Source organism: Streptomyces sp. NBC_01142 (assembly GCF_026341125.1).
Taxonomy (GTDB): domain Bacteria; phylum Actinomycetota; class Actinomycetes; order Streptomycetales; family Streptomycetaceae; genus Streptomyces.
The window spans coordinates 1,003,931-1,020,499 of sequence record NZ_JAPEOR010000001.1 but is presented as its reverse complement, the minus strand read 5'-3'; the positions used below and the strand labels follow the sequence as shown (position 1 = coordinate 1,020,499).

Annotated in this window: 14 protein-coding genes; 3 read left to right on the top strand and 11 right to left on the bottom strand. The window is 70.4% G+C overall.

The annotated features are described in order from the left end of the window. Positions 1-2: 2 nt before the first annotated feature. The 3 genes from OG883_RS04870 to OG883_RS04860 form a co-directional block, all read right to left on the bottom strand. Positions 3-683, bottom strand: coding sequence for an AIM24 family protein (locus tag OG883_RS04870; RefSeq protein ID WP_266535456.1), 681 nt, complete (start codon positions 681-683; stop codon positions 3-5). Positions 684-696: 13 nt separating this feature from the next. Continuing rightward, complete coding sequence (locus tag OG883_RS04865; RefSeq protein ID WP_266535454.1) at positions 697-2,343, bottom strand: TerD family protein; 1,647 nt, start codon at positions 2,341-2,343, stop codon at positions 697-699. A 108-nt stretch (positions 2,344-2,451) separates the two neighbouring features. Beyond that, on the bottom strand, positions 2,452-3,075 hold the full coding sequence (locus OG883_RS04860; protein ID WP_266535452.1) for a M48 family metallopeptidase: 624 nt from the start codon (positions 3,073-3,075) through the stop codon (positions 2,452-2,454). Positions 3,076-3,274: 199 nt separating this feature from the next. On the opposite strand from OG883_RS04860, the gene OG883_RS04855 reads away from it, so the two are divergent. After that, entirely contained in the window at positions 3,275-4,420 is a 1,146-nt protein-coding gene (locus tag OG883_RS04855) for a ThiF family adenylyltransferase (RefSeq protein ID WP_266535450.1), read from the top strand. A gap of 65 nt (positions 4,421-4,485) precedes the next feature. Continuing rightward, on the top strand, positions 4,486-5,877 hold the full coding sequence (locus tag OG883_RS04850) for an AarF/ABC1/UbiB kinase family protein (protein ID WP_266535448.1): 1,392 nt from the start codon (positions 4,486-4,488) through the stop codon (positions 5,875-5,877). 4 nt (positions 5,878-5,881) lie between these two features. Here the strand turns inward: OG883_RS04850 and OG883_RS04845 are convergent, their stop codons facing one another. From OG883_RS04845 to OG883_RS04825, 5 genes are all read right to left on the bottom strand, one after another. Further along, positions 5,882-6,082 (bottom strand): hypothetical protein, encoded by a 201-nt coding sequence (locus OG883_RS04845; RefSeq protein WP_266535445.1) that lies wholly within the window; start codon positions 6,080-6,082, stop codon positions 5,882-5,884. A gap of 104 nt (positions 6,083-6,186) precedes the next feature. Beyond that, positions 6,187-6,510 carry a hypothetical protein gene (locus OG883_RS04840; protein ID WP_266535442.1) on the bottom strand — a complete coding sequence of 108 codons (324 nt, stop codon included), beginning with the start codon at positions 6,508-6,510 and terminating at the stop codon, positions 6,187-6,189. Continuing rightward, the gene (locus OG883_RS04835) at positions 6,507-6,875 is read right to left on the bottom strand and encodes a WhiB family transcriptional regulator (protein WP_266535440.1); all 369 of its coding nucleotides are present in this window, start codon (positions 6,873-6,875) and stop codon (positions 6,507-6,509) included. The genes OG883_RS04840 and OG883_RS04835 overlap by 4 nt, the downstream gene beginning before the upstream one ends. Positions 6,876-7,048: 173 nt before the next feature. After that, positions 7,049-7,375, bottom strand: a complete 327-nt coding sequence (locus OG883_RS04830) for a hypothetical protein (RefSeq protein WP_266535437.1) — start codon at positions 7,373-7,375, stop codon at positions 7,049-7,051. Positions 7,376-7,542: 167 nt separating this feature from the next. Continuing rightward, positions 7,543-9,717: an ATP-dependent DNA helicase UvrD2 gene (locus tag OG883_RS04825; protein ID WP_266535435.1), complete on the bottom strand. Its 2,175-nt coding sequence runs from the start codon at positions 9,715-9,717 to the stop codon at positions 7,543-7,545. A 166-nt stretch (positions 9,718-9,883) separates the two neighbouring features. Here OG883_RS04825 and OG883_RS04820 point away from each other — a divergent pair, with 166 nt between their 5' ends. Continuing rightward, a complete protein-coding gene (locus tag OG883_RS04820; protein WP_266535433.1) occupies positions 9,884-10,126 on the top strand; it encodes a mycoredoxin in 243 nt (80 codons plus the stop codon). A gap of 201 nt (positions 10,127-10,327) precedes the next feature. On the opposite strand, the gene nudC is transcribed toward OG883_RS04820, so the two are convergent. The 3 genes from nudC to OG883_RS04805 are packed head-to-tail and all read right to left on the bottom strand — an operon-like array spanning position 10,328 to position 16,507. Next, positions 10,328-11,284, bottom strand: a complete 957-nt coding sequence (gene nudC, locus OG883_RS04815; protein WP_266535430.1) for an NAD(+) diphosphatase — start codon at positions 11,282-11,284, stop codon at positions 10,328-10,330. Positions 11,285-11,322: 38 nt separating this feature from the next. Next, a complete protein-coding gene (locus tag OG883_RS04810; RefSeq protein ID WP_266535427.1) occupies positions 11,323-12,720 on the bottom strand; it encodes a dipeptidase in 1,398 nt (465 codons plus the stop codon). Positions 12,721-12,730: 10 nt separating this feature from the next. Further along, the gene (locus OG883_RS04805) at positions 12,731-16,507 is read right to left on the bottom strand and encodes a UvrD-helicase domain-containing protein (RefSeq protein ID WP_266535425.1); all 3,777 of its coding nucleotides are present in this window, start codon (positions 16,505-16,507) and stop codon (positions 12,731-12,733) included. Positions 16,508-16,569 lie beyond the last annotated feature (62 nt).

The following is a 16,569-nucleotide window of genomic DNA, read 5'->3' as shown; positions in this document are numbered from 1 at the left end:
CCTCAGTGCCGGATCCGCAGGCGGTCGGTACTGTCCTCGCTCGGCTGTACGACGACGATGCCCTGGCCCGAGAAGGCCATCTGGTACGCCTCTCCGCTGCCCCGCCCGATCAGGGAGGAGGCCTTGAAGCTGCGCTTGCCCTTCACCTTGAGGTTCGGGGACCAGGCGACCAGGGCATCCGGGTCGACGTACGTCTCGTCCTCACCGCGGCCGCAGTCGACGACGATCGGCGTGCCGCGGGAGGTCAGGGCGACCCAGCCGGTACCCGCGATCTCCACGTTCCACAGGCCCTGGCCGGCGAACTTGGCCATGCCCTTGACCTTCTCGACGCCCCACTGAAGATGCGCGTCGAAGGCCAGCACATTGGTGCCGTTGACCGAGAGCGAGTCGTTGTTGAGATTGATGACGACAACGTCGGCACCGTAGTCGGCGAGGTAGAGCAGGCCGTCACCGGAGCACTTCATGATGGGCGCGCCTTCGCCGGTCACCCACTGGGCGGCGATCTGGCGGACGGCGGGCGGGTTCGGCTCGTACTGCACGAACCCCTCGTAGGCGACCATCGAGCCGGTGCGCGCGTACAGGTCCTGGCCGGTGGCCATGGCGACCTTGAGCATGGTGCGGCCGTGGTTCTCCATCCGGGCCACCATCGGAGTCGGGGCGAAGCCCGCGAGTTGCTGATTCATTCTTCGGGCTCCCTCAGACCTCGTACGGCTGGACGACGATGAAGTTCCCGGGGGCGCCCCGGAACTGGAGGTTCACCGTCTCGCCGCTGTGTCCCGGGTACGCGTTGCGGCGCAGCCGGACCTGGCTGGAAAGGATCACCTGGGACGCGGCCGACCAGGCGACGACGGCGTTGCAGTCGGCGAACGTCGTCGGCGTGACCGGCAGGACGACGGGAATGCCGTGCGTCTTGACGATGACCGTGCCGGTGCCGTGGAACATCATGGTGAACAGGGCGCCACCGGGGATGCCGTGGCCCTCGATCCTGCGGACCTCGTGCTGCAGCGACTCGTCGAAGGCGAGAACGTTCTCCGCGGAGACGCAGATGCCGTCGCCCTGCAGCTCGATGGAGTGCAGATGCGAGCCGTCCTCGGCGAGGAAGACCTGGCCGCGGCCGGAGCAGCGCATCAGCTGCATCTCCTGGCCGGTGGCGTTGCCGACGATACGGCCCGCGAAACCGGCGCCCTTGTAGCTGAATTCGACCTTGCCCTGGTACATCACCATGCTGCCCTGGCGAGCGAGGACAGGCGCACCGCCCATGGTCAGGTCGACCCGCATGAGCTGCTGATTCTGCGGCGTCCAGCGCTGGCCGGTCGGCGTCTCGCGGTAGGGCTGGAGCGCGGCCTGGAGGCCGGCTCCGGCCTGCGGGGCTCCCTGCGGCACTCCGGGCGGCGCGCCGCCCGGAGGCATACCCGGGGGCTGCTGGCCGTACGGAGACGGAGCCTGCTGGCCGTACGGGGACGGCGCGCCCGGTGGCTGGCCCTGACCGGGGATCTGGCCCGGCATCTGCCCCGGCGCCTGCCCGGGGACCTGGCCGTACTGCGGCTGCTGAGGCGGCTGTCCGTACGGGGACGGGGCAGCGGGGGGCGGAACTGTGCCGCCCTGCGGGGTCATCGGCGCCGCAATGGTCGGCGCGGCGTGCATCTGCGGGTTCTGGTGGGGGGCGGGGGCCTGGGCGGCCGGTCCGCCGAACGAGGGCGCGGGCTGTGGGGCCTGGGACGCGGCCGGTGCGCCGAACGCCGGAGGCGCGGTGGCCTGCGCGGGCGGCGCGAACGACGGTGCGGCGCCCTGCGGCTGCTGCGCCGCCGGCTGCTCCTCGGCGACCTCGCCGCCGAAATTCTTCAGCAGCGCGTCGAGGCCCCCGTCAAAACCCTGACCGACGGCGGCGAAGCGCCACACGTCCTTCAGATAGAAGTCACCCAGCATCACCGCACGCTCGGTGGAGAACTCCGAGCCGGTGAAGGCGTACCGGACGACCTCCTCGCCACCCGCGACGATACGGATGTACCCAGGGCCGACCTGAGACATCTGTCCGGCGCCGTCGATGGTCGCGGTGAACGAGAGTTTGTGGATATTCGCCGGAATGCGGTCCAGCGTGACGCGAAATGACTCGGTGTCACCGGACTGCGTGCCGAGCAGTTGGACGGACTCCTCGGGAGACTTCGGCTGATTGAAGAAGATGAAATACCGGTCGTCCGAGAGCTGCTCATTGGCGTCGAGACCGAAGCAGCTGATGTCGAAGGTCAGCCCAGGGGCCGCGATCTGCACACCTACGTACAGATCCGTCCCCGGCGTGAGATCACTGATCTTGGCCTTGTGGCCGCGTTGGAATTCCCTGGCCATGCGTAACGACCGTCCCCCATCCCGAAATGTGACTGCGTCGCGCCAGGCTAACGGCTGAGGCCGACATTGAGCCAAGCCGGTACACATTCGGTACAGGACCGTCGAAGGTCACTCACCGCGAGCGGCGGGCAGATGCGGCAGCCGGTCGGCAGCGACGACGCCCTCGAGATAGCCACGGGCCCGCTCGGTGCGGGGGTACGCCTCGAGAAGCTGCCAGAACCCCGGGCCGTGCCCGGGTACGAGCAGATGGGCCAGTTCATGGACGAGCACGTAGTCGACGACATACTCCGGCATGCCCTGCAGGCGGTGCGACAGGCGGATGCTGCCCTCCGCGGGCGTACAGGAGCCCCAGCGGGTGTTCTGATTTGTCACCCATCGCACCGATGTCGGTCTTGCGCGTCCGTCGAAAAACTGGGCGGACAACCGCTCCGCACGCTCGGCCAGTTCAGCGTCACCGAGGATCCGCTTGCTCTCCTGGGCTGCGAGTTTGTCGAGCATCACGCTGACCCAGCGCCGTTCCTCCGCCTCCGACATCCGGGCGGGGATGAGCACAATGGTCCGGTCGCCCTCACGGTAGGCGGAGACCGTTCTGCTGCGCCGGGCGCTCCTGCGGACCTCGACCGCACTCGTCCCCGATCCGCGGGGCGGGCGGTTTGTCGCGCTGCGTTTTTGAGCTCCGGCGCTGTGCGGTGGGGTCTCCCCAGCGAAGTGAGGGGAAGGGTCGACGGGCACGGCATGACGTTACCCGCTGCCAGTGGGGGAAGTCCCGCCTCCGGGACGGTTCGAGCTTGATCCACTCCATGGCATGCACCATTTGAACGACAAATACCCGCACCTGTGGATAACTTTTCACACGTTCCGACGCCGCCGGGCATTCTGACAACAGATCAGAAGAGATCTGTCGGACAACGGATCAACGGGGGCGGCACATATGCATCCGATGGTGAAGCCTGCCCTGAGGCGGGCATGGCGAGAGCGGCAGACCGTGCAATTCGGGGTGACACCCGCACACGCGGTAGTGGTGGGCCCGGTCGACACGGCGACGGGTGCCCTGATCGAGCTGCTGGACGGGACACGCGGACTGCCGCTGCTGCGCGAGGAGGCGCGTGCCATAGGCCTGCCGGAGAAACAAGTGGACCTGCTGGTGAACAGGCTGACGTCGGCGGGTCTGATCGACGATCCGTTGGCCGCGGGGCCCGCGGCCGCTGCGTTACGGAAACGGGCCGGCGCGCTTGACCGGCTCCGCCCCGACCTGGCCTCGCTCTCCGTGATCCATCCTGAACCGGGCGACGGGATACGCCGCCTTGCGGCCCGGCGGGCGATGCGCGTACAGGTGCGGGGTGCGGGCCGGGTCGGTGCAACGGTCGCCGCTGTGCTGTCCGCCTCCGGAGTGGGCCGGGTCGAGGTACTGGACGGCGGATGTGTGGAGCCGTGGGACGTGGCGCCCGGCGGGCTTCCGGCGGAGTCGGTCGGTGAGCGGCGGGACACGGCGGCCAGGCAGCTGGTGCGGCGGTCCGCGCCCGACCGTCCGCCGCGGGCGGCCGAGTCGACGGCGGCATCGGGCGGCGGCGAGCCCGGGCTCTCGCTGGTCGTCGTCGCTCCGCGGGACGGGCTGGCGGCCTACGCACCCGACCCTGCCACAGCCGAGGGCTGGATCACCACGGGGACTCCTCATCTGTACAGCGGAGTTGTCGAGGCCACCGGCATAGTGGGCCCACTGGTACTGCCGGGCGGCACCGCCTGCGCCGGCTGCATGGAGCTGGGCCGGGCAGAGCGCGACCCCGGGCGGCCGAGGCTGCTGGCGCAGTGGCGCTCCGGCCGCCGGGGTACGGTGCCGGCCTGCGACATCGCCCTGGCCACGGCCGTGGCGGGGATGACGGCCGCGCACGCGCTGTCGTTTCTCGACGGAGAGCTGCCCGCAAGCATGGGGTCGCGGTGGGAGGCGTCGCTGCCACTGCTTGACTGGCGGTCGGAACGAATCACGCCGCACCTCGACTGTCTCTGCAGTGCGGACGGGAAGAGTGAGAGGGAGCACACCTCGGGGTTCGGGCCGCCGCACGACACAATGGCCGGGTAACCGCCGTCAACGGAGTACTGCCGTACGGCACACGCGGCACGGCTGTCTGGGATTTGGAGGGGCGCATGTCTGATCTTCCCCGGAAGGCGGTCACCCGGACCGCCAAGTTGGCCGCACTGCCACTTGGCTTCGCCGGTCGTGCCACCTGGGGTCTGGGAAAGCGGATCGGCGGCAAGTCCGCCGAGATCGTGGCCCGGGAACTGCAACAGCGCACGGCGGAGCAGCTGTTCAAGGTGCTCGGTGAGCTCAAGGGTGGTGCGATGAAGTTCGGGCAGGCCATGTCCGTCTTCGAGTCGGCGCTCCCCGAGGAGGTCGCGGGCCCCTACCGCGCGGCCCTCACCAAGCTCCAGGACGCGGCACCGCCGATGCCGACGCGCACTGTGCACACGGTTCTGGCGGAGCGGCTCGGCGAGGAGTGGCGGGAGCTGTTCCTGAGTTTCGAGGACAAGCCCTCGGCCGCCGCGTCCATCGGCCAGGTGCACCGGGCGGTGTGGCACGACGGACGCGAGGTCGCGGTCAAGGTGCAGTATCCAGGGGCGGGGGAGGCACTGCTGTCCGACCTGACCCAGCTCAGCCGGTTCGCCCGGCTGCTGGGGCCGCTGATTCCGGGGATGGACATCAAGCCGCTGATTGCCGAGCTCCGCGACCGTGTGTCGGAGGAGCTGGACTACGAGCTGGAGGCGCAGGCTCAGCGGGAGCACGCGGCGGAATTCGCTGACGACCCGGATGTGCTGGTGCCGGACGTGGTGCACCAGTGCGACCAGGTGCTGGTGACCGAGTGGATCAACGGGATACCGCTGGCCGAGGTGATCGCCGACGGCACGACCGAGCAGCGGGACCGGGCAGGTCAGTTGCTGGCCCGCTTTCTCTTTTCGGGCCCGGCCCGCACGGGGCTGCTGCACGCGGATCCGCACCCGGGGAACTTCCGGCTTCTCCCGGAAGAGGACAGCCAGGGCTGGCGACTGGGGGTTCTGGACTTCGGGACCGTGGACCGGCTGCCGGGCGGGCTGCCGCAGACCATCGGTGACTGCCTGCGGATGACGCTGGAGGGCGAGGCCGAGGCGGTCTACGGGCTGCTGCGGGAGGAGGGCTTCGTCAAGGAGTCCATCGACCTCGACCCGGACGCGGTGCTCGACTATCTGCTGCCGATCATCGAACCCGCGGAGGCCGAGGAGTTCACCTTCACCCGGAGCTGGATGCGCAACCAGGCGGCCCGGATCGCCGACATCCGCTCCCCCGCCCATCAGCTGGGCAAGCAGCTCAATCTGCCACCCTCGTATCTGCTGATACACCGGGTGACGCTGAGCACGATCGGGGTGCTCTGTCAGCTGAACGCGACGGTGCGGCTGCGCGACGAGCTCGAGTCGTCGCTCCCCGGGTTCCTCCCCCAGGACGAGGAGTACGAGGAGTACGAGGAACTCGACGAGGACGGCACGGCGGTCCAGGCGCAGGCCTGAGGTATCACCACCACGCCTGGTCGAGCCTGCCCTCGATCGCCCTGATGTTGGCGCGGGCACAGTCGTCGCAGTAGTAGCAACGGGTGCCGTTCTCCATGGAGAACGTCCAGGTGGGCGGTGGCCCCTCGGCGACCGTGCCGCAGTGGGAACACACGACGCTCTCAGCACCGGGCTGCGCAGGGTGAGGAGTCTGCTGCTGGTCCACATCGTGACGATAACCCCGCACGGGACCGGCCGCAGGAACAACGCACCGCGGGGACCGGTCCGTTCGGACCGGCCCCCGCGGGACAGCATGTGTGTGCTGTGCGATCAGTTCATGACGGCCATGGCCAGTGCGCGGCGGGCGCGCATCGACACGCGCTCGGCACGGCGCTGCATCCGCCGGGCGGCGATCAGGCGCACGGCCTGGCGTTCCGCGTCGGCTTCCCGCAGGCGCTCGTGCATATGCGCACGGGCCAGGGCTTCTGGGATGAGTTGCATCTCACGGGTCCTGTTCTGGCGCGAGGCGGTCGCGCCGATGGTGGTGACAGCTGAGGTGGCGGAGCCGGAGGGCTCGCTCGTGGAAGAGGTCATGGGGGCCAGCTTCTGGGGATCGTGCGTGACGGGGCGGTCGATGGTTCCGATGACGGTCATGCCGCAACCGGGTTCTTGCGCGGGCGGCCACGCGGCCGCTTGCGGGCGACGACTACGCCCTGGACGAAGAGCTCGCCGCCCCAGACACCCCACGGCTCACGCCGCTCCTTGGCGCCCGCAAGGCAGGCCTCCATCAACGGGCAGGTGCGGCAGAGGGACTTGGCGTACTCGACATCGGCCGGCGACTCGGCGAAGAAGACCTCCGGGTCGTAGGAACGGCAGGGGACGGGTACGCCGAGGTTCTCGATGGCGTCGTCGAGCGCGGTGAGCGCAGTGAGCGGAGTCAAGGCGGAGTCCTCGGTGAGGGCGGGCGGGGGGATCATCTCGGAAGGCGGTACGGACGGGGCGTGCGCTTCGAGTTGCACGGTGGTGTCGTTCCTCGTCTGGTCGTTCCGGCCTGTTGGCCGGGTGGCGGCTGGTACCGGGTGTTGCTTGTCCCGAGGCCCCTTCGCTCTGTCCTCCCGTTTTCGGGAAAACAGAAGGGCCGCGGATCCCGGGTGGGGTTCCGCGGCCCTGAAGGCGCCGGCCTGATGCTGGATCAGGCTGGATCACTCCAGGGTTCGAGCCCACGGAAGGCCCACATCATGTGATGCTGCGTCGTCTGCTTCTTGGCTTCGGCACTGGTTGCCGCAAAGGCATAGGCCCGAGCCTTTGCCGCTGCTACTGCTGCTTCCAGTGCCTTGGTCGGTCGCTCATTGCGCTCCAGGACGGGGAGACCGCCCAGGCCGGACGCCGGAAGCACGGCGGAGATGCCGGACGTACCGGTACCGACGAACGCCGAGGAGAAGCCGAGCGAGCAGGCGGAGGCGACCGAGCGATCGGTCATTTTGACGGTGCTGATGAAGCTGCTGTAGATGCTGGTCACTGGAATCGCCTCCTCTCGGCGTCTCGGGGGGACCGGCCGGGGCCGATCGCGCGTATTCGGATAAGTACAGCACGAGGACAGGGCTTCAGAGAAGTCGCTGTTCCCGTGGTTAAGAACCTATGGGGCTTGCTGGGGCCCGCGCAAACTATTTTTTCGACGAGTTTGTATCAGTCCTCCTCGTCGTCTCCTCCAAGCTCCTGACCTGCGCAGATGATCAGCACATCGGCGCCGAAACGCTCGAGCTTGCGGCCACCGACTCCGGAGATGCCCGCCAGTTCGCCCTCGGTGGCGGGCACGGCCTCGGCGATCGCCATCAGCGTCTTGTCGGTGAACACGCAGTACGCGGGCTGGCCCAGCTCCTTCGCCTGGTCCGAGCGCCACTCGCGCAACCGCTCGTACAGCGCCTCGTCCATGTCCGAGGGGCAGTCCTCGCAACGCATCAGTTTCATCTCGCCCGCGTCGGTGAGCGTCTTGCCACAGACCCGGCACAGCACCGGGCCACGCCGCTTGCGGCGGCTGCCGCTGCCGCGCTCGATGCCGCCCGCACCGCCCGCACCACGGGCGCCGGGGGCGACCGAGCCGGGACGCATCCCGTTCAGGAAGCGAGTGGGGCGCCGGGAGGCGCGGCCGCCCGGTGAGCGGGAGAGCGCCCAGGAGAGTGAGAGATGCAGCCGGGCGCGGGTGACGCCGACATAGAGGAGCCGGCGCTCCTCCTCGACCTGCTCGTCGGTCTTGGCGTAGGTGATCGGCATCATGCCCTCGGTGAGACCGACCAGGAACACCGCATCCCACTCCAGGCCCTTCGCCGAGTGGAGCGAGGCGAGGGTAACGCCCTGAACGGTGGGCGCGTGCTGAGCCGCCGCACGCTCGTCCAGCTCGGCCACCAGATCGGCGAGGGTCGCCTCCGGCTGGACGCGTACATAGTCCTCGGCGAGCCGCACCAGCGAGGCCAGCGATTCCCAGCGGTCGCGCACCGCTCCCGACCCGGCGGGCGGCTCGGTGGTCCAGCCCTTGGTCGAGAGGACGGCCCGGACCTGGGAGGGCAGGTCGACGACATCGTCGAGCAGCGAGTCGTTGTCCCCGAAGCGGGCCGCGCTGCGCAGGGCGGCGCCCGCTTCCCGTACTTCCTGGCGTTCGAAGAAGCGCTCGGCGCCGCGCAGCTGGTACGGGACTCCGGCGTCGGCCAGTGCCTGCTCGTAGACCTCCGACTGGGCGTTGATCCGGTAGAGCACGGCGATCTCGCCGGCCGGGACGCCCGCGGCGATGAGGTCGCGGATGCGGCGGGCGGTGCCCTCGGCCTCGGCCGGCTCGTCCGCGTACTCGGTGTAGGCGGGCTCGGGGCCGGGGTCCCGCTGGGAGATCAGCTCCAGACGGTGCTCGGCGGCCCGGCCGCGGGCCTGGCTCAGCAGCCCGTTGGCGAGGTGCACCACCTGGGGGGTGGAGCGGTAGTCGCGGACCAGCTTGACCATGGTCGCGCTGGGGTGGCGGGTGCGGAAGTTCAGCAGATGATCCGGGGTGGCGCCGGTGAAGGAGTAGATCGTCTGGCTGGCGTCACCGACGACGCAGAGGCTGTCCCGGTCGCCCATCCACAGGTCCAGGAGCCGCTGCTGGAGCGGGCTGACGTCCTGGTACTCGTCCACCACGAAGTGCTGGTACTGGCGGCGGATCTGATCGGCGATGTCGTGCCGGTCCTGGAGGATGCCGACCGTGAGAAGCAGCACATCCTCGAAGTCGATCACCGAGCGGTCGCGCTTGAGCTGCTCGTACATCCCGTAGACCTGGCTGATCTCGGCCGGGTCGCGGGGGGCGTCGCGGTGCGACTTGGCGACCTCGGCCGGATAGTCGGCGGGCACGGTCTGGGTGACCTTGGCCCACTCGATCTCGCTCGTGACGTCCCGCAGCTCATTGCGGTCGAGCCGGATACGGCAGCGCGCGGCGGCCTCTGCAACCAGCTGGATCTTGCGCTCAAGGAGCCGGGGCATGTCGCCGCCGACCGCCTTTGGCCAGAAGTACTGGAGCTGGCGCAGGGCGGCGGAGTGGAACGTACGCGCCTGGACGCCGCCCGCGCCGAGCTGGCGCAGCCGGCCGCGCATCTCGCCCGCGGCGCGGTTGGTGAAGGTGACGGCCAGCACACTGGAGGGCTGGAGTATTCCCGCACGCACGCCGTACGCGATGCGGTGGGTGATCGCGCGCGTCTTGCCCGTGCCGGCTCCCGCCAGCACACACACCGGACCGTGCAGGGCCGTCGTGACCTCGCGCTGCTCGGGGTCGAGCCCGTCGAGCACCGCGTCCGCCGACTCGGGGACCTGCGGGAAAAGAGAGGAGTGCGTTGCTGCTGTCACACCGCCATGCTGCCAGGTCGGATGAGGTGGATGCGGCCGTTGTCCACAGGGGGCCGGGGGCGGTCGTACTAATGCGGGAATGGTGACCAGGTCACGTACGTTCTACGCGGTGCGAACACGCACCGAGCCAGATCGACGAGACGAACCCCAGAGGAGCGCAGAGACGATGCAGGGGACTGTGACGATGTACAGCACCACGTGGTGCGGCTACTGCCGTCGGCTGAAGAGCCAGATGGACCGCGAGGGCATCACGTACACCGAGGTCAACATCGAGCAGGACCCGCAGTCCGCGGCGTTTGTCGAGAAGGCCAACGGAGGCAACCAGACCGTGCCGACCGTCCTGTTCCCGGACGGTTCGACGCTCACCAACCCCTCGTTGGCCCAGGTCAAGCAGAAGATCAGCGTCTGAGCGCACTGAGAAGAGCCCCCGCCCACGGGCGGGGGCTTTCGCGTGCCCCGTACTGTCGGGCGCGGTGCAGTGAGGTGAGGTGCACACGTTCTGGTGAGGTGCACGCCTTCTGTGGGAGGCGCCCGCTCGAGCGCCGGCTTGCTCGCACTCCCTGCGACGCTCGCGCCCCTCGACGCTCGCGCCCCTCGACGGTCGACCTCCCTAGGCCGGCTCTCCCGGCTTCGGGAGCGGCTTGCCGTACCAGAGCTCGATCAGACGGGCCGCGATCGAGATCCCGAAGGGAGGCAGCACCTCGCCGGACTCGAATGCGGCCCGCAGGTCTTCCCGGGAGAACCAGCGCGCTTCCTGGATCTCCTCCCCGTCCACCGTGATCTCGGAGGACGTGGCCCGTGCCATGAAACCCAGCATCAGACTGGACGGGAACGGCCAGGGCTGGCTGGCGATGTACTCGACCTCGCCGACCGTGACACCCGCCTCCTCCCAGACCTCGCGGCGCACCGACTGCTCGATCGACTCGCCCGGTTCGACGAAGCCCGCGAGCGTTGAGAAGCGGCCCTCCGGCCAGTGCACCTGGCGGCCCAGCAGTGCGCGGTCCTCCTCGTCGGTGACGAGCATGATCACGGCAGGGTCGGTACGAGGGTAGTGCTCGGCGCCGCACGCCTGGCAGCGGCGGATGTGACCGGCGGCCGCGATGACCGTGCGCTCGCCGCAGCGTGAGCAGAAGCGGTGCAGCCGCTGCCAGTTCTCCAGCGCGACGGCGTGGACCAGCAGGCCCGCGTCGCGGGGGGAGAGCAGCAGACCGGCTTCACGCAGTCCGGCGGGGCGGGCCGACTGGTCCATACGGCCGGGGAGGGTGTCCTTCTGGAGCGCGAAGTAGCGCACCCCGTCCTCGTCCGTGCCCAGGAAGTAGCGGTGGGTCTCGGTGACGGGGGCCTCGAAGGCCGGGGTCATGACCAGTTCGGTGCGGCCGTCTGTGCTGCCGGCGGGTTCGTCGACCAGTGCCTGTCCGCCGGAGACCACGAAGACCCGGGTCGTCGGGTGGCTCCACGCCGCCGCCAGCCAGGCCTCGTCGAGGCGGTGGTGCGCCTCGCGGTCGATGCCGCTCGGCACGGTGAGACCGATCGGGCGGTGCGTGGTGCCGTTGCTGATGGTGCTCACAGGTACTTCCAACTCCCCCGGGTGGATTGGGTTTCAGGTCAGCGGAGTGCGGCGGCGAGGTCGCCCCACAGATGGGCGGTCGTCTCCGCACCCTTGAGGAGCAGGTCCAGCTCGACCTTCTCGTTGGGTGCGTGCCAGCCGTCGGACGGTACGGAGATACCCAGGAAGAGCACGGGCGCGTCCAGTACGTCCTGGAGGTCGGCGGCGGGTCCCGAACCGCCCTCACGGGTGAAGCGGATCTTCTGCCCGTCGAAGGCCCGGCTCATGGCCCGTACGACCGACTGCAACGCCGGGTGGTCCAGCGGGGTCAGGCAGGGGCGGGTCGACGCCCCGAAGGTGATCTCGTGGCGGATTCCGGCGGGGACGTGGGCTCCGACCCAGTCGCGGACGGCGTGCTCGACCTTCTCCGGGTCCTGGCCCGCGACGAGACGGAAGGTGAGCTTCAGCTGGGCGGAGGACGGGACGATCGTCTTGCCGCCGGGGCCCTGGTAGCCGCCGCCGATGCCGTTGAGCTCCGCGGTCGGGCGGGCCCAGATGCGCTCGAGCGTGGAGTAGCCGGCCTCGCCGAGCGTGCCGTGCGATCTGGCGGTGGTCAGCCAGGACGCCTCGTCGAAGGGGAGCTCGGCGAAGAGCTCGCGCTCGGCGTCGGTGAGCGGTGCGATGCCGTCGTAGAAGCCCGGGATCGTGACGCGCTCGTCGGTGTCGTGCAGTGCCGCGACGAGGCGGGCGGCGACGGTGGCCGGGTTGGGCACCGCGCCGCCGAAGGAACCGGAGTGGATGTCCTGGTCGGGGCCGTACATCGTGATCTCGCAGTCCGCGAGGCCGCGCATGCCCGTGCAGACGGTGGGGGTCGTCTCGGACCACATGCCGGTGTCCGAGACGATCACGGCGTCGGCGGCGAGACGGGCGGCGTTGGCCTCGGCCAGGGCGCGGAAGTTCGGGGAGCCGGACTCCTCCTCGCCCTCGATCAGCAGCTTGAGGCTGACCGCGGGGGCAGTGCGCCCGGTGGCGGCAAGGTGGGCCCGTACACCCAGGGTGTGGAAGAAGACCTGGCCCTTGTCGTCCGCCGCGCCGCGGCCGTACATCCGGCCGTCGATGATCTGCGGCTCGAAGGGGTCGGTGTGCCAGCCGTCCTCGCGGGCGGCCGGCTGTACGTCGTGGTGGCCGTAGACCAGCACGGTGGGGGCGTCCGGGTCGTCGGACGGCCACTCGGCGAAGACGGCGGGGGCGCCGGGAGTCTCCCAGATCTCGGTGACCGGGAAGCCGGTCTCCTTGAGCTTGACCGCGAGCCAGTCGGCGCTGCGCCGTACATCCGCGTCATGGTCGGGCTGGGCCGACACGGACGGTATGCGCAGCCAGTCGGCGAGGTCGCCGAGGAAGGCTGCGCGGTGCTGCTCGATGTACGTACGGACCACGCTGTCCGGGGTGTCGCTCATGCTCCTGAGCCTAACGGGCCTCGACGGCTGCCCCGTCGGCCGTCTCGCCCAGCAGGATGCGCTCAAGATCGGCACGGCCCGGGAGGGCGTCGGGGCTGACGGCCTCCCCACTGCGCACGTAGACGAAGGTGGCGGTGACGGCGTCGAGGGGGATGCCGTGCAGTTCGGCCCAGGCGAGGCGGTAGACAGCGAGCTGGAGGGGGTCGGCGGTACGGGTCCGGCTGGTCTTCCAGTCGACGATCTCGTACGTGTACGCGTGGGCGTCACTTGGATCACCTGTGGCGGTGGTGGCGGTGCGGTAGACGGCGTCGATACGGCCCCGGATGATCCGGCCGGCGAGGGTGAGCTGGAAGGGGAACTCCACCCGGTGGGGGGTACGGCGGGCGTACGGGGTGCGCTCGAAGGCCTCCTTGAGCGCGGCAAGATCGCGCTCGTCCGCGATCTCGGGGTCGTCGGCCTCGCCGCCGGGCAGCTCGTCCGGGCCGAGCATCGGAAGCGGCAGCTCCTCGAACCGTGACTCCACCCATGCGTGGAACCGGGTGCCGCGGCGGGCTGCGGGCTGCGGTGGCTGCGGCATGGGGCGTGCCAGCTCCTGGGCGAAGCCGTCGGGATCGGCGGCGAGGCGCAGCAGCTGGGAGGCGGAGAGCGAGGGCGGTACGAGTACGTCGCGGACGGTGGCGCGGGTACGGCGAAGCTCGCCGGCGAGGGCGTCGAGGTCCCGGTCCCAGGAGGCGATGGTGCGGGCCTCTTCGGGGTGCGGGAGGTGTTCCCCCACCCCGCCCCTTCCCGAAACCGGAGGCGGGCCCCCGGCCCCCCGGGAGGGTGAGGTGACCGCGGGTGCTGACGCCCCCACACCCCCGGAGCCTTCGGCTCCGGGGGGCAGGTTCCCCGGGCCCCGAGGGGAGGAGGAGGCGTGGGGCAGGCGCCCCGCACCGCCGGAAGCGCGGACTTCGCGGCGCTGATGCGGCGGCGAGGCCGGGCTCCGCCCGTCTCCGGGCGGGAGCCCGTGCCGGTCGGCGTCCCCGGCCACGAACTCGCCTCCCCGCTCAGCTCGGGCCTCGGGGGCGTCCCACTCCTCCCACGACCCGCCACCCGCCGCCCCGGCCGGGAGCTCATGTGCCCGCTGTGCCGGGACTTCGGGGGTGTCCCACGGGTCCGGTTCGTCGCCGTGGCGGTGCTCGGGCTCGGGCTCGTCATCCAGGAACGGCTCGTCATCCGGGAACGGCTCCTCGTCCCAGTCGGCCCACTCCGACAGGTCCGCGACCTCCTGGGGCTCCTCCTGGAGCGGGGCCGAGGTCAGGCCGGACAGGTAGGAGAGGACTGTGTCCGCCGCCTTGCGGCGGTGGGCGAGGGAGGTTTCGTCGAGCGGGAGGGGCCAGGCGTGGTCTGCCGTCGTTGCGTGCAGGGCCGGGTTCTCCGCGTCCTCCGCCGGCTCGTCCGCCCAGACCTCGATCTCGCCGAAGCCCGCCGCGCAGTGGTCGTACAGCGCCTGGAGGAACGGCGACGGGCCCCGTCGGCGCTTCTGGGTCGGGCCCCACCAGTGGGCGGAGCCCAGGAGCAGCGAGCGGGGGCGGGTGAAGGTGACGTAGCCGAGGCGCAGTTCCTCGGTGTGCTGGTGGTCCTTCATCGACTCCTTGAAGGCCTTGAGCCCCTGCGCGTCCCAGGACGCGACGTCCGGGAGGGTCGCCGCGTCGCCCCGCAGCGCGTGCGGCAGGACCTTGGACTGGGAGGTCCAGGCCTCGCGTGCCTGGTCGTTCGGGAAGTGCTTGGCAACCAGTCCCGGGACGGCGACGACATCCCATTCCAGGCCCTTGGACTTGTGGGCCGTCAGGACCTTGACGGTGTTCTCGCCGCCGGGCAGGGCATTGTCCAGGCCCTTTTCGTACTGCGCGGCGGTGCGCAGGAACGCGAGGAAGGCGAGCAGCGACGCCTCCCCGTCCAGCGCGGCGAACCCGGCCGCGGTGTCCAGGAAGTTACCGAGTGTCTCGCGGCGGCGCGCTGCCAGGGCGTGCGGGGAGGCGGAGAGCTCGACCTCCAGGCCGGTGGTGGCCAGGACGCGGTGCAGGACGTCCATCAGGGGGTCGGCCAGTGAGCGGCGCAGCTCGCGCAGTTCGGCGGCAAGGCGGGCGAAGCGGACCCGGGCGTCGGCGGAGAACGGGAGGCCGTCGTCCTCGCCGCCCGCCGACTCCAGGAAGGTGTCGAGCGCGTCGGCGAGCGAGATGACCTCGGCCGGGTCGGTGCCCTCGACGGCCGCGGCCAGTCGTTCGTCCGGGTCCGTCCCGCCGGGCGAGGTGCGGTGGACCAGGAGCCGGGCCCGGCGGCCGAGCAGCGCCAGGTCGCGCGGGCCGATCCGCCAGCGCGGTCCGGTGAGCAGACGTACGAGCGAGGCGTTGGCCCCCGGATCCTGCAGGACCTCGCACATGGCGACCAGGTCGGCCACCTCGGGCAGGTGCAGCAGCCCGGACAGGCCGACGACCTCGACCGGAATGTCCCGCGCGACCAGCGCGCCCTGGATCTCGGGGAAGTCGCCCGCCGTACGGCACAGGACCGCGATCTCGCCGGGCTCCTTGCCCGTACGCACGAGGTGCGCGATGGAGTCGGCGAGCCATGCGATCTCCTCCGCGTGGGTGGGGAGGAGGGCGATACGGACGGACCCGTCACGCTCGGCGCCGGGTGCGGGGCGCAGGGCATCGACGCCCTTGTGCATGGCGCGCAGGGGTTCGGCCAGGCCGTTGGCGAGGGCGAGGAGACGGCCGCCGCTGCGGCGGTTCTCGCTGAGCGAGAACCGGGCGGCAGGCCTGCCGTCGGCGTACGCGAAGTGCGTCGGGAAGTCGTCCAGGTTGGCGACGGACGCCCCGCGCCAGCCGTAAATGGCCTGGCAGGGGTCGCCGACCGCGGTCACGGCGTGGCCGGTTCCCTGGCCGAACAGGCCGGACAGAAGCAGCCGTTGGGCCACCGATGTGTCCTGGTACTCGTCGAGCAGGACGACCCGGAACTCGTCCCGCAGGATGGTGCCGACCTCGGGGCGGGTGAGGGCGAGCTCGGCGGAGAGGGCGATCTGGTCGCCGAAGTCGAGAAGATCGCGGGTGCGTTTGGCCTCGCGATAGCGGACGGTCAGCTCGAGCAGCTCACGGCGTGCGGCGGCCGCCTCGGGGACCTTGCGCAGCTCGGCGTTGCTGAGCCTGGTGCTCTCCAGGGTGTGCAGCAGATCGGAGTCGTACGCGCCGAGCTGCTCGGGGCGCACGAGATGCTCCGCCAGCTCGGAGTCGAGCGCGAGCAGGTCACTGACGAGGGAGGGGAAGGACTTGGTCAGCGTGGGGTACGGCCCCGGCGCTTCGCGCAGCACGCGCGCGGCGAGCTGGTAGCGGGTGGCGTCGGCGAGCAGGCGCGCGGTCGGCTCCAGGCCTATCCGCAGCCCGTGGTCGGTGAGGAGCTGTCCGGCGAAGGCGTGGTACGTCGAGATGCGCGGCTCGCCCGGGGGGTTGTCCGGGTCGATGACGTCCGGGTCCGTCACTCCGGCTCGTACGAGTGCATTGCGCACGCGCTCGGCGAGCTCGCCCGCGGCCTTGTTGGTGAAGGTGAGGCCGAGGACCTGCTCGGGGGCGACCTGGCCGGTCCCGACGAGCCACACCACCCGCGCGGCCATCACCGTCGTCTTCCCCGACCCGGCTCCGGCCACGATGACCTGCGGGGCGGGCGGCGCGATGATGCAGGCCGTCTGCTCCGGGGTGAAGGGGATGCCGAGGAGCTCTTTGAGCTGCTCGGGGTCGGTGATGCGTGCGGTCACCTCAAAGAGGCTAATGGGGACCACTGACAGTGCGGGTCCCCATCGGCCTCGAAAGCATTTCA

What these genes read in the sequence shown, in the direction of transcription:
- OG883_RS04865 (WP_266535454.1), bottom strand. Translation starts at nt 2,343, where the DNA reads ATGGCCAGGGAATTCCAACGCGGCCACAAGGCCAAGATCAGTGATCTC.
- OG883_RS04855 (WP_266535450.1), top strand. Translation starts at nt 3,275, where the DNA reads ATGCATCCGATGGTGAAGCCTGCCCTGAGGCGGGCATGGCGAGAGCGG.
- OG883_RS04850 (WP_266535448.1), top strand. Translation starts at nt 4,486, where the DNA reads ATGTCTGATCTTCCCCGGAAGGCGGTCACCCGGACCGCCAAGTTGGCC.
- OG883_RS04840 (WP_266535442.1), bottom strand. Translation starts at nt 6,510, where the DNA reads ATGACCGTCATCGGAACCATCGACCGCCCCGTCACGCACGATCCCCAG.
- OG883_RS04820 (WP_266535433.1), top strand. Translation starts at nt 9,884, where the DNA reads ATGCAGGGGACTGTGACGATGTACAGCACCACGTGGTGCGGCTACTGC.
- OG883_RS04810 (WP_266535427.1), bottom strand. Translation starts at nt 12,720, where the DNA reads ATGAGCGACACCCCGGACAGCGTGGTCCGTACGTACATCGAGCAGCAC.
- OG883_RS04870 (WP_266535456.1), bottom strand. Translation starts at nt 683, where the DNA reads ATGAATCAGCAACTCGCGGGCTTCGCCCCGACTCCGATGGTGGCCCGG.